Source organism: Kordia antarctica, assembly GCF_009901525.1.
Taxonomy (GTDB): Bacteria; Bacteroidota; Bacteroidia; order Flavobacteriales; family Flavobacteriaceae; genus Kordia; species Kordia antarctica.
The window spans coordinates 1,510,602-1,523,606 of the sequence record NZ_CP019288.1 but is presented as its reverse complement, the minus strand read 5'-3'; the positions used below and the strand labels follow the sequence as shown (position 1 = coordinate 1,523,606).

General features: G+C 34.7%; 9 protein-coding genes. 6 read left to right on the top strand and 3 right to left on the bottom strand.

The genetic code is table 11. The annotated features are described in order from the left end of the window. Positions 1-5: 5 nt before the first annotated feature. Positions 6-1,113, bottom strand: a protein-coding gene (gene prfB, locus IMCC3317_RS06165; RefSeq protein WP_160128636.1) for a peptide chain release factor 2 whose coding sequence is annotated in 2 segments (ribosomal slippage) — positions 6-1,049 and positions 1,051-1,113 — 1,107 coding nt in all. Because the reading frame shifts where the segments join, the coding sequence is not laid out codon by codon here. 140 nt (positions 1,114-1,253) lie between these two features. Here prfB and IMCC3317_RS06160 point away from each other — a divergent pair. Both IMCC3317_RS06160 and IMCC3317_RS06155 read left to right on the top strand, forming a co-directional pair. Further along, entirely contained in the window at positions 1,254-3,689 is a 2,436-nt protein-coding gene (locus IMCC3317_RS06160) for a zinc-dependent metalloprotease (RefSeq protein ID WP_160128635.1), read from the top strand. A gap of 355 nt (positions 3,690-4,044) precedes the next feature. After that, entirely contained in the window at positions 4,045-5,067 is a 1,023-nt protein-coding gene (locus IMCC3317_RS06155; RefSeq protein WP_160128634.1) for a threonine aldolase family protein, read from the top strand. A 163-nt stretch (positions 5,068-5,230) separates the two neighbouring features. On the opposite strand, the gene IMCC3317_RS06150 is transcribed toward IMCC3317_RS06155, so the two are convergent. Continuing rightward, entirely contained in the window at positions 5,231-5,560 is a 330-nt protein-coding gene (locus tag IMCC3317_RS06150) for a YegP family protein (protein ID WP_160128632.1), read from the bottom strand. Positions 5,561-5,805: 245 nt separating this feature from the next. On the opposite strand from IMCC3317_RS06150, the gene IMCC3317_RS06145 reads away from it, so the two are divergent. Further along, positions 5,806-7,488 carry an OmpA family protein gene (locus tag IMCC3317_RS06145; protein WP_160128631.1) on the top strand — a complete coding sequence of 561 codons (1,683 nt, stop codon included), beginning with the start codon at positions 5,806-5,808 and terminating at the stop codon, positions 7,486-7,488. A 137-nt stretch (positions 7,489-7,625) separates the two neighbouring features. Here IMCC3317_RS06145 and IMCC3317_RS06140 read toward each other — a convergent pair whose 3' ends face one another. Then, positions 7,626-7,949 carry a YbaB/EbfC family nucleoid-associated protein gene (locus tag IMCC3317_RS06140; RefSeq protein ID WP_160128630.1) on the bottom strand — a complete coding sequence of 108 codons (324 nt, stop codon included), beginning with the start codon at positions 7,947-7,949 and terminating at the stop codon, positions 7,626-7,628. Between the two features lie 66 nt (positions 7,950-8,015). Here IMCC3317_RS06140 and IMCC3317_RS06135 point away from each other — a divergent pair, with 66 nt between their 5' ends. From IMCC3317_RS06135 to IMCC3317_RS06125, 3 genes are all read left to right on the top strand, one after another. Further along, positions 8,016-10,148 (top strand): S9 family peptidase, encoded by a 2,133-nt coding sequence (locus IMCC3317_RS06135; protein ID WP_160128629.1) that lies wholly within the window; start codon positions 8,016-8,018, stop codon positions 10,146-10,148. A gap of 84 nt (positions 10,149-10,232) precedes the next feature. Beyond that, positions 10,233-11,273, top strand: coding sequence for a PLP-dependent cysteine synthase family protein (locus IMCC3317_RS06130; RefSeq protein ID WP_160128627.1), 1,041 nt, complete (start codon positions 10,233-10,235; stop codon positions 11,271-11,273). A 234-nt stretch (positions 11,274-11,507) separates the two neighbouring features. Next, positions 11,508-12,767 carry an aminotransferase class I/II-fold pyridoxal phosphate-dependent enzyme gene (locus IMCC3317_RS06125; protein ID WP_160128625.1) on the top strand — a complete coding sequence of 420 codons (1,260 nt, stop codon included), beginning with the start codon at positions 11,508-11,510 and terminating at the stop codon, positions 12,765-12,767. The last annotated feature ends 238 nt before the right edge of the window (positions 12,768-13,005 follow it).

Genomic DNA, 13,005 nt, shown 5'->3' with positions numbered 1-13,005 from the left:
TAAAATTACAATTCGTCTTCGCTTTTTTGTTGTCCCATTGTCATGAGATATGCCTTTAAAAACTCATCAATATATCCGTTCATTACTGCATCAACATTTCCCGTTTCGTGTCCAGAGCGAACGTCTTTCACCAATTTATAAGGATGCATCACATAATTCCGAATTTGCGATCCCCATTCTATCTTCATCTTTCCAGCTTCAATATCGCTTCGCGCTTCTAGCTGCTTTTTAAGTTCAATTTCATACAACTGCGATTTCAACATTTGCATAGCGCGCGTTCGGTTATCTTGTTGCGAACGTGTTTCTGAACAAGAAATCTGAATACCAGAAGGTTTATGTTTCAACTGAACTTTCGTTTCTACCTTATTCACATTCTGTCCACCAGCACCACTTGAGCGAGATGTAATAATCTCAATATCAGCAGGATTAATATCAATTTCAATCGAATCATCAACCAATGGATATACATACACCGAAGCAAACGAAGTATGTCGTTTTGCATTGCTATCAAACGGAGAAATACGCACCAAACGATGCACCCCATTTTCACCTTTGAGCCAACCAAACGCATAATCGCCTTCAATTTCGAGTGTTACGGTTTTAATTCCTGCAACATCACCTGCTTGGTAATTGAGTTCTTTAATCTTATAACCTTGTTTCTCAGCAAACATCAAATACATACGCATCAACATCTCTGCCCAGTCACAACTTTCGGTTCCGCCAGCACCAGCAGTTACTTGCAACACAGCACTCATACTGTCGCCTTCTTCAGACAACATATTTCGAAACTCTAAATCTTCAATGCTAATTTTTGCTTTTTCGTACTGTATTTCCACTTCTTCCATGGTAGCGTCTTCTTCCTTATAGAATTCGTACATGACTTCTAAGTCGCTAATTAATGTAGAAATGGTATTATAATCGCCAACCCATTTTTTTTCTCCACGCAGTTGTTTCATAATGATTTCCGCTTCTTTAGGATTGTCCCAAAAAGTTGGATCGTACGTTTTCTCTTCTTCATTGGCAATTTCGACAAGCTTGGCATCTATGTCAAAGATACCTCCTTAACGCACCAAGGCGATTGATAAGATCTTTAATTTGATCTGATGTTATCATTTTTGTTATTTTAATTTTCACAAAAATAAGATGTTTTATGTATATTCATGGCTTAAAATTAAAAAACCGCAACAATCACTAAAGATTCTATTTTTTGTGTGATTGGAAACGGTTTTTATTTCAGCCAAAAAAATATCCCAATGAAAAAATATACATTCTTGATCTTCATTTTATTATGTGCATCAATTAGCTTTTCGCAAGAGAAAAAGAAAGAAGAAAAGAAACAACATCCACGCGAAAATTATACTGGTTTTTTTAATTTTTCTTATGAAGAGAAAACAGATAAGATTTTCTTAGAAGTTGAACTATTAAATGAAGATTTCCTATATGTGTATTCATTAGCAAGTGGTGTTGGTTCTAATGATATAGGATTAGATAGAGGACAAATTGGCGACGGAGTTGTCGTTCAATTCCAAAAAATGGGGAATAAATTGATGTTGGTTCAGCCGAATTTAAAATACAGAGCAAACACAACAAATTCGCTAGAACGTAAAAGTGTAGAACAAGCTTTTGCAAAATCTGTGTTATTCGGTTTCCCGATTATTTCTGAAAAAGATAAAAAATATATAATTGAGTTGACTCCATTTTTGATGGAAGATGCACATGGCGTTATTCAAAACTTAGCTGCCAATAAACAAGGTGTTTACAAGATTGATGCTTCAAAAAGTGCATTATCATTACCAAGAATCAAAGCGTTTCCTAAAAATGTAGAATTTGAAGCGTTATTAACCTTTAAAGGAAAACCAAAAGGAGATCATATCAAAAGTGTAACACCAAATGCTTCTTTGGTAAGTGTAACACAACATCATTCTTTTGTAGCATTACCAGATGCTAATTACAAACCAAGAATGTTTGATCCACGAAGTGGCGCAATTAGCATTTCATATTATGATTACGCAACGCCAATTCATGAACCAATGCTGAAGCGTTTCATTACGAGACATCGATTGGAAAAGAGAAACCCGAATGCTGCTAAAAGTGAAGCAAGATGGCCTATCATTTATTACCTTGATCCAGGAACGCCTGAACCTGTTCGTTCTGCTTTGCTAGAAGGCGCACGTTGGTGGAATGAAGCCTACGAGGAAATTGGCTATACAAATGCTTTTCAAGTAAAAATGTTACCTGAAGATGCTGATCCAATGGACGTAAGATATAATGTAATTCAATGGGTTCATCGTTCTACACGTGGTTGGAGTTATGGCGCAAGTGTGGTAGATCCGAGAACAGGCGAAATTATAAAAGGACATGTAAGTTTGGGGAGTTTACGAATTCGCCAAGATTTTTTAATCGCGCAAGCGTTATTGAATCAACCTTTTTTAACTAATGACGCAAATTATCAACCAATGTTGGAAATGGCGTTGGCACGAATTCGGCAACTATCAGCACACGAAGTTGGACATACAATCGGTTTTGCACACAATTTTGCAGCAAGTACAAACAATAGAAGTTCGGTAATGGATTATCCGCATCCGAACGTAAAAATCACCAACGGACAAATTGATTTATCAGACGCATACGCAACCGGAATTGGCTCGTGGGACAAAGTTACGGTTGCATATTCTTATACTGAGTTCAATTCAGCGCAAGCGGAAAAACAAGAATTATTAAACATAATAGACAATGCATACAAAATAGGACATCGTTTTATTTCAGATTCGGATGCACGACCAATTGGCGGCGCGCATGCAAACGCTCATTTATGGGATAATGGAAAAAGTGCTACCACTGCATTGCAAGATGTACTAGATGTACGAGAATTAGCGATCAAAAATTTCTCCAAAGATAACATTCGCAGTTACGAACCATATACAGTTTTAGAAGACGTTTTTGTGCCGTTATATTTCTTTCACAGATATCAAACAGAAGCAACTTCAAAACTTATTGGCGGATTGGATTATAATTACGCAACCAAAAACGATGGACAGTTAATAACCAAAGTAATTTCCCCAGAAACACAACGGGAAGCTTTAAAGGTTATTTTGAAAACGCTTGACGCGAAAGTACTCAAAATTCCGCAAGACAAACTCGATTTATTTCCGCCACGAGCGTATACATATTGGCGAACGAGAGAATCTTTTACTGGAAAAACGGGTGTTGGATTTGATGCGTTTAGTCCAGCAGCGACTTCAAGCGATATGACATTGCTATTTTTATTTCATCCAGAACGTGCTGCGCGATTGATTCAACAAAAAAGTATAGATACTAAACAATTGGATTTTATGGAAATGACCAATGAAGTTTTAAAAAATACAATCTATAAAACCTATTCAGATGCGCATGAGCGCGAATTGGGACATGTAGTGAATGTAAATGTGTTGAAACATTTGATGAATTTGGCACAACATGAAAATTCGTCGCCAGCAGTAAAAGCACAAACTCAATATATATTGAATGAAATTGCTAAAAAAGTTACAGCAAAAAAACAGTCGGAAGCTGAAAAGCCATATCAATTTTATTATATAGAAATGATAGAACAGTTTAAAAAATATCCAGAAAAGTTTAAAATAGAAGCTTCTCCAAAAATCCCAGATGGTTCACCAATTGGAACTGATAATTGTCATTATGTAAGAAAGTGAAAAGTTAAAAGTTGAAAGTGAAAGTTGAAAGTGAAAAAGAAATTATAAATGCTAAATGTAAAATTTTAAATGTAAAAGTGTTTGTTTCGAATAACGAATAACGAATAACGAATAAAAAGTTAAAAGTTAAAAGTGCGCCGCATTGAGCATTATTGAAATCAAAATGAATTTTGATTGAAAATACCTAGCGAAGCTATCGAAATGAAAAGTGAAAAAGTAATTATGAATGCTAAATGTGAAATTTTAAATTTAAAAGTGTTTGTTTCGAATAACGAATAACGAATAACGAATAACGAATAACGATTTTTGATTGTAGATTTTTTTACCTAATACCTAATACCTAATACCCAGAAAAATGCGAATTAATTTAATAAGCGATACGGTAACTGTACCGACTCCACAAATGCTAAAAGCAATGTTTGAAGCGAACGTTGGAGATGATGTTTTTAAGAAAGATGAATCCGTTAATCATTTAGAGCGAAAAGTAGCCGAAATGTTTGGTAAAGAAGCTGCGTTGTTTTTTCCGAGTGGAACTATGGCGAATCAGACAGCAATTAAGTTACATACAAATCCTGGCGATCAGGTAATTTGTGATAAAGACGCACATATTTACAATTATGAAGGCGGCGGCGTTAGTTTTAATAGTGGCGTTTCGTGCAAATTAATTGATGGACATCGCGGAATGTTTACAGCGGCACAAGCCAAAGCGGCAATAAATCCGCCCGATTTTTATCACAGTCCATTAACGGCTTTAATTGCGTTGGAAAATACGGCAAATCGTGGTGGCGGCGCATGTTGGGATTTTAGTGAGATTGAAAAAATTCATACAGTTGCTCGAGAAAACGATTTAGGTTTTCACCTAGATGGCGCACGTTTGTGGAATGCGTTGGTGGAAAAAGGAGAAACGCCTGAACAATACGGGAAATTGTTTGATACTATTTCTGTGTGTTTATCTAAAGGTTTGGGTTGTCCTGTCGGATCTGTGTTGATTGCAGATGAAGAAACGATTCATAAAGCATTGCGAATTCGTAAAATATTAGGTGGCGGAATGCGTCAGGCGGGTTATTTAGCTGCCGCTGGAACGTATGCGTTAGATCATCATATGAAGCGATTGGCAGAAGATCATGACAAAGCAAAAGAAATAGGGAAGACGTTAGAACAATTGACATTTATTAAAAATGTAGAACCGATTGATACCAATATTATTATTTTCTATTTGCAAGATGATATTGACGAACAAGGTTTTTTGAGCAAACTTGAAGCTTTGGGAATCGATTTGATTGGTATGGGAAGTGGAAAATTACGAATTGTAACACATTTGGATTATACGACTAAGATGCATCAAGAATTTTTGAAAGTGATTCAAAACGTATTGTAATGGCATAAAAAAAGAGGCTGTCTGAAAAGTTTTAGAAAGCGTCATTCTGAACTTGATTCAGAATCTCATTATATTGATTTTCAATGATTATGGGAAACCGAATGAAGTTCGGTTTGACGAAAATTCGACTTTCTAGACAGCCTCTTTTATGTATGTTTTAGTTTTATTCTGTCAAATCTTTCACTTCAGCGCTTCCTGCATTTTTCTTCACAGATTCAATTCCATTTTCCATTCCTGCTTCACTTGAATACATTTGGCTATTTCCTATCACTTGTCCGTTTCCTGCTTTTAAACCGAAATGAAACTTTCCATTTTTGGCAGTTTTACGTTCAAACTTACTATCGTCTGTAGAATTCTTTTTACAAGATTCAACACCATTTTTTGCACCACTTTTATCGGCATATCCTTGACTAGACATGATAATTTGCCCGTTTTTAGCTTTTAAATTAAAGTAAAACTTCTGATTGTTTTCACTTTGAAATATTTCAAACATAGTTATAAGAGATTTAGTTAGATGAGTAAATATATCAAAAATATCTTGGAAAAGAAATCCTTGAATGCGCATTTTTAAAAGATTGTACAGGGTTTTTCCCCTTATTATGCTTTTAATCGGAAATTAAAGCAGTTAAACTAAAACTCGATTGCGTTAATAATACAATTATATGATTCCGCTTACAAATAGGTAATTTTGTATCTTGCAAATCAATAACAACAATTAAATAATTAACAATTTTTAACATGAGAAAAAAACTATTATTTGGATTAGCCTTAGCAATTGGTTCTTTCGCCTTTGGTCAAGACTTACCCACAAACCCGGAACCTGGAAAATGTTATGTCCGTTGTGTAACACCTGACGTATACGAAAACCAGGAAGTACAAATTATGATATCGCCAGCTTACAAAAAGTTGAAAGTAGTCCCAGCTAAATATACTTCAGTTAATGAAACAGTTTTATCTAAAATTGCAGGTGAAGAGTTAGCAATAGTTCCAGCTTCATACGGAAAAGAATCTTTTGAAATAGTAACTAAAGAGGCTTCTCAACGTTTAGTAAGAGTTGGATCGCAAACAAGTAGAGACACTGAAACTGTAGTTGTAAAAGAAGCTAGTTTTAGCTTACGAATGGTGCCAGCTGTATACGAAAACAGAACTTTTGATGTGGTTACACAACCAGCGTATCAAAAAGTAGTTATTGTTCCTGCTGTGTATGAAACTAGAGATGTTGTCATTACAGTTAAAGACGCTTCACAACGTTTAGAAGTTGTTCCTGCAGTTTGGGGAACAGAAACTATTACGTATAAAAAGAGAGAATATGGTTCTTCTATTAGAGTAGTTCCTGCATCTTTTACAAGTGATTTTGAATCAGTTGAGGTAAAACCAGCTGCTGCTGAATGGCAAATGAGTGAAATTGCACCGGCAGATTGTAATTCATCAAATCCAGACGATTGTAGATATTGGTGTTACAAAGGTATTCCAGCTCAAAACGTTACAGTTCCTGTAACACGTTTGGCTTCGGATGCTACTTCAAATATAACGCCTGATTGCGATCCTAACAATAATGGAGGAAAGCCTTGTGGTGAAGCAACATTTACAAGAACTATTATGGTAACACCTGCAAGTACACGTGTTGTTTCTATTCCTGCAATTACAAAGACAGTTAAGAAAACGGTAATGGTTACACCACCAACTACACGTGTTGTTGATGTTCCAGAAGTACGTAAAACAATGAAGCGTAGCGTAATGGTAACACCACCAACTACGACTAGAGTTGAAATTCCTGCGGTTACTGAAACTGTAAAGAAAACAATTATTACAAACGAAACGACTCGTGTTGAAGATATTCCTTCAATAAGTAAAACGTACACGAAAACGGTAATGACATCGGCTCCAAGTACAAGAGCAATTCCGGTAGCACAAAGAGAAGCTACATTAAAAACTACAAAATTAGTATCTGATGCTAGCGTAGTTTCTACTGATATTCCTGCGGTTTTTAAGACTGTTACGAAAGAAATATTGACTAAGAAAGGTGGATTGACTACTTGGACAGAAGTTGAGTGTAAATTCCTAACATATAATGACCTTAACATTAACTGGAATTTAGGTAGTGCAACATTAACTGCGGCTGCAAAGCGTGAAATTGATGCAAAATTATTACCTGTATTACAAACTGGAGTTTCTGTAGAGATTGCTTCTCACACAGATTCAAGAGGAACAAAGGAAAGTAACGTAGCATTATCACAAAGAAGAGCGCAAGCAGTAACAAACTACTTAATCTCTAAAAATATCAATGCTAGTAAAATTGTTTCTAACGGTTACGGAGAAAGAAAATTAACTAACAGATGTGCTGATGGAGTTTCTTGTACTGAAAGAGAACACTTAGCAAACAGAAGAACACAGTTTAGAGTTTTAGATCAGAAGAACTAATTTTTAAATTGTTTATAATATATATGAAAGGGAAGTCAATTTGGCTTCCCTTTTTTTGATAATTATTTCATCCGCAAACATGAAGAGTCGCTTTTAAAAGCGACTCTTCTTATATAAAAATAGGATGTTTTTACGTGTTAAGAAAACATGTCCATACCAGGAATATTTGGCATTCCATCTTTCGCAACGGCGCCAACTTCTGCTTCATGGACTTCTCCAGCACGTTTTATTGCTTTATTTAATGTTAAAATTAAATAATCTTCTAACTGCTCTTTATCTTGCAATAACTCATCTGAAATTTGAATTGTTTTTATTTCACGATTCGCCGTAACAGTCACATTTAAAAGGTTATCCGAACTTTTTTCATCAATAAAAACAGAATTCAAACGCTGTTTTGTTGCTTCTACTTTTTGCTGGGTTTCTTTCAATTTTCCCATCATTCCCATTAAATCTCCAAACATTTGTATATAATTAAAGGTTAATTTTTACAAAATTATTAAATTGTAGGCTTTTAACACACATTTCAAATGAAAAAATCAGTAGTTGCACTGCTTATCAGTTTTATACTAATTAATTCCTGCAAAAAGAATACACAATCCATGAAAAACACCTTATCTGTGCCAACAGTTGCCAAGAAACCTACAAAACTTGAAAAACATGGCGATGTTAGAATTGACAATTATTATTGGTTAAAAGATAGAGAAAACCCTGAGGTCATTGCATATTTAGAAGCAGAAAATGCTTATAACGATGAAATGACTGCGCACACAAAGGATTTTCAGAAAGATCTATTTAAAGAATTAAAAGGAAGAGTCAAAGAAGACGATTCTTCAGTACCATACAAATTAAACGGGTATTGGTACATTAAAAAATTCGAAGAAGGAAAAGGATATCCAATTTATACGCGTAGAAAAGGTTCATTGGATGCACCAGAAGAAATTCTGTTTGATGTCAACGAAATGGCAAAAGATCATTCGTATTATAAATTGTCAGGAATCAGTATCAGTCCAAATAATAAACTAGTGGCGTATGGTGTTGATACTGTAAGTAGACGACAATACATAATTCATATCAAAAACCTTGAAACAGGAGAAATCCATAAAGAACGTATTGAAAACACAACGGGAAGTGCTACTTGGGCAGCAGACAACAAAACATTGTTCTATGCAAATAAAGATGAACAAACATTGCGTTCCGAAAAAATATACAAGCACAAACTAGGCGATGATGTTGCGAATGATGAGGTAATTTTTCATGAAAAAGATGAAGCGTATATCACATTTGTTTACAAATCAAAATCAAGAAAATACATAATCATCGGTTCTTACAGTACGTTAACAATGGAATACAGAACGTTAGAAGCGGACAATCCGGATGGAGAATTCAAAGTATTTCAAGAGCGTGTACGTGGTTTGGAATATGGTATTTCGCATTACAAAGATCATTTCTATGTAATGAGTAATAAAGATGCTTCCATCAACTTCAAACTTTCTAAAACACCTGAAAATAAGACAGGAATGGACAATTGGGAAGATATTATTCCACATCGTCCAGATGTATTATTAGAAGATATAGAAATATTTAAAGATTTCTTAGTCGTAAGCGAACGTGATAATGGTTTAAATAAAATCAGAATTATGCGATGGGACAAAACAGCAGATTACTATTTACCGTTCGACAACGAAACGTATACAGCAAATACTGGTGTGAATGTGGACTTTGAAACCGATACGTTACGCTATTCATACAATTCCATGACAACGCCAGCTTCTGTGATCGATTTTAACATGGTTACAAAGAAGAAAACTGTCAAAAAAGAGCAAGAAGTCCTTGGCGGAAAGTTTGATAAAAACAACTACGTTTCTGAACGTTTATGGGCAACTTCCGTAGATGGAACAAAAATTCCGATGTCGATTGTGTATAAAAATGGCATCAAAAAAGATGGAAGTAATCCAACATTACAATATGCATACGGTTCGTACGGTTCTACGATAGATCCGTATTTTTCTTCTGCACGGTTAAGTTTACTCGATAGAGGATTTATCTTTGTCATTGCGCATGTTCGTGGTGGCGAATACTTAGGTAGAAACTGGTACGATGACGGAAAATTAATGGACAAGAAAAATACATTTACAGATTTCATTGATTGTTCCAAACATTTAATTGCACTAAAATATACATCTCCAGAACATTTATACGCTTCTGGCGGAAGTGCTGGCGGATTATTAATGGGCGCAATTTCAAACTTAAACCCAGAATTGTACAATGGAATCATTGCTTCAGTTCCGTTTGTAGATGTAATTACAACAATGTTAGATGATAGCATTCCGCTAACAACTGGAGAATATGACGAATGGGGAAACCCGAACAACAAAGAATATTACGAGTATATGAAATCATATTCGCCTTATGATAATGTAGTAGCGAAAGCCTACCCAAATATGTTGGTTACTACAGGATTACACGATTCGCAAGTGCAATATTGGGAACCAGCAAAATGGGTTGCAAAGCTTCGTGATTTAAAAACGGACAATAATATTTTACTACTCCATACAAATATGGATGCAGGACATGGAGGCGCATCAGGACGTTTTGAATCTTTAAAAGAAGTAGCTGAAGAATACGCGTTTTTACTAGACTTAGAAAATATTAAGGAATAATTAAAAAATTTAACTTAAATTTGCAAGGTTTTGCATTTTTCCAAAACTTACAAAAATAAAACCCTGTACAACTTACTAGTTTTTATGGAACAACAAATTAATGCTTTTAATAATGTACTCGAACTCATTGGGAATACGCCTTTGATAAAGTTAAATCACATAACTAAAAACATCAAAGGAAATTTCTACGCGAAAGTAGAGTCATTCAATCCAGGACATTCAACAAAAGATAGAATTGCTTTATATATCATTGAAGAGGCTGAACGAAAAGGTATTCTAAAGCCTGGTGATACAATTATAGAAACGACTTCAGGAAATACAGGATTTAGTATTGCTATGGTAAGTATCATAAAAGGATACGAATGCATCTTAGCGGTAAGTTCTAAATCATCCAAAGATAAAATTGACATGTTGCGTTCAATGGGCGCAAAAGTATATGTATGTCCTGCGCATGTTAGTGCTGACGATCCACGTTCGTATTATCAAGTAGCAAAGCGTATTCACGAAGAAATGTCAGGTTCTGTGTACATCAATCAATATTTCAATCAATTAAATATTGATGCACATTACAAAACAACGGGTCCGGAAATTTGGAAACAAACCAACGGAAACATTACGCACTTTGTAGCATGTAGTGGAACAGGCGGAACAATTTCTGGAACGGCAAAATATCTAAAAGAACAAAATCCAAAGATCAGAGTTTTAGGGATTGATGCGTATGGTTCTGTGTTGAAAAAATATCACGAAACAAGAGAATTTGATTCGGATGAAATCTATCCGTATCGCATAGAAGGATTAGGTAAAAACTTAATTCCAACGGCGACTGATTTTGATGTAATTGATAAATTTATCAAAGTAAAAGATGAAGAAAGTGCTCATAAAGCGCGTGAAATTTCAAAAACAGAAGGATTATTTGTTGGATATACAAGTGGAGCAGCAATGCAAGGTATTGAACAATTAGCAGAAGAAGGAGAATTTGACGAAAACAGTAATGTAATCGTAATTTTCCCTGATCACGGTTCTCGATACATGAGTAAAGTATATAGTGATGATTGGATGCGTTCACAAGGATTCTTTGACAGTAAAAATATTGAAGAAGCGCAAAAAATAGAATACATTAAATAAAGAAAAAATATCTTTTTACAACATATTCAAAAGCAGCATAGTAACAATTATGCTGCTTTTATGCTTTATAGGTTAAAATACCATAAAAAATCACCCAAAAAAATGTGAACTTCACATAAAAGTGTAATAATTATGATAGGCAGGTAAAAATTTTTATTTTTGCCATTGGAGTTTTCACAAAAACTTCATAAATTACCACAACCCGAATTGATACATAAAGAAAAACTTAGATAGATGAAGGATTTATTTGCTAAAATATACAGAGACAAAGGACCATTAGGAAAATGGGCATCGCAAGCAGAAGGATATTTTGTATTTCCTAAACTAGAAGGTGAAATCTCGAATCGAATGAAGTTTCAAGGAAAAGATGTTATTACTTGGAGTATCAATGATTACTTAGGTTTGGCAAATCATCCAGAAGTACGTAAAGTAGATGGAGAAGCGGCTGTAGCATATGGTTCTGCATATCCAATGGGCGCACGAATGATGTCTGGTCACACAGACTTACATGAGCAACTCCAAGATGAATTGGCAGTATTTGTTAAAAAAGAAGCAACATACTTACTAAACTTCGGATATCAAGGAATGGTTTCTACGGTTGATGCATTGGTTTCTAAAAATGATATCATTGTATACGATGTAGATTCACACGCATGTATCATTGATGGTGTACGTTTACACATGGGAAAACGTTTCACATTCAAGCATAACGATATGGAAAGCTTGGAAAAAAACTTAGACAGAGCTACTAAAATGGCAGAACAAACTGGCGGAGGAATCTTAGTGATTTCTGAAGGAGTTTTTGGAATGCGTGGTGAGCAAGGAAAATTAAAAGAAATAGTAGCTTTAAAGAAAAAATATAATTTCAGACTTTTTGTCGATGATGCACATGGTTTTGGTACGCTTGGCGCGACAGGAGCTGGAGCTGGAGAAGAGCAAGGAGTTCAAGACGAAATAGATGTATACTTTGCAACCTTTGCAAAATCGATGGCAAGTACAGGCGCATTTATTGCGGCTGACAAAGAAATTATTGATTACTTAAAATATAACTTACGTTCGCAAATGTTTGCGAAATCGTTACAAATGCAATTAGTTGTTGGTGCGTTAAAACGTTTAGATATGTTACGCACAATGCCAGAATTAAAAGAAAATCTTTGGAAAATTGTAAATGCATTACAAAGCGGATTAAAAAACAGAGGATTTGATATTGGAACAACAAAAAGTTGTGTAACACCAGTATACTTGAAAGGAAGCATTCCGGAAGCAATGGCGTTAGTGAGAGACTTACGTGAAAATCACGGAATCTTTTGTTCCATTGTGGTATACCCGGTAATTCCTAAAGGATTAATTCTATTACGAATGATTCCAACCGCTTCACACACTTTACAAGACGTTGAAGAGACGTTAGTAGCTTTCTCAGCAATTCGTACCCGATTAGAAGATGGAACGTATAAACGAGTTTCTGCAAAGTTGATTGAGATGATGGGTGAGTAGGGTTTATAAATTCCTAAATAAAAAATATTAATTACGTGTTAGCAATCTGCTAACACGTTTTTTTATGCTTAAAATTAAATTCAGTATTGAACATATGTATAAAAACATAAATTTAACATTTAACAAGAAGCTCATAAAATATTGAAAAACAATACGATATAAACCAATTCAAAATTCAATATTAAGTTTATTAAGATTAAGTCTAAATAAACTTTGTCAATTCAAAAACACATAATAT

What these genes read in the sequence shown, in the direction of transcription:
- IMCC3317_RS06160 (WP_160128635.1), top strand. Translation starts at nt 1,254, where the DNA reads ATGAAAAAATATACATTCTTGATCTTCATTTTATTATGTGCATCAATT.
- IMCC3317_RS06155 (WP_160128634.1), top strand. Translation starts at nt 4,045, where the DNA reads ATGCGAATTAATTTAATAAGCGATACGGTAACTGTACCGACTCCACAA.
- IMCC3317_RS06150 (WP_160128632.1), bottom strand. Translation starts at nt 5,560, where the DNA reads ATGTTTGAAATATTTCAAAGTGAAAACAATCAGAAGTTTTACTTTAAT.
- IMCC3317_RS06145 (WP_160128631.1), top strand. Translation starts at nt 5,806, where the DNA reads ATGAGAAAAAAACTATTATTTGGATTAGCCTTAGCAATTGGTTCTTTC.
- IMCC3317_RS06140 (WP_160128630.1), bottom strand. Translation starts at nt 7,949, where the DNA reads ATGTTTGGAGATTTAATGGGAATGATGGGAAAATTGAAAGAAACCCAG.
- IMCC3317_RS06135 (WP_160128629.1), top strand. Translation starts at nt 8,016, where the DNA reads ATGAAAAAATCAGTAGTTGCACTGCTTATCAGTTTTATACTAATTAAT.
- IMCC3317_RS06130 (WP_160128627.1), top strand. Translation starts at nt 10,233, where the DNA reads ATGGAACAACAAATTAATGCTTTTAATAATGTACTCGAACTCATTGGG.
- IMCC3317_RS06125 (WP_160128625.1), top strand. Translation starts at nt 11,508, where the DNA reads ATGAAGGATTTATTTGCTAAAATATACAGAGACAAAGGACCATTAGGA.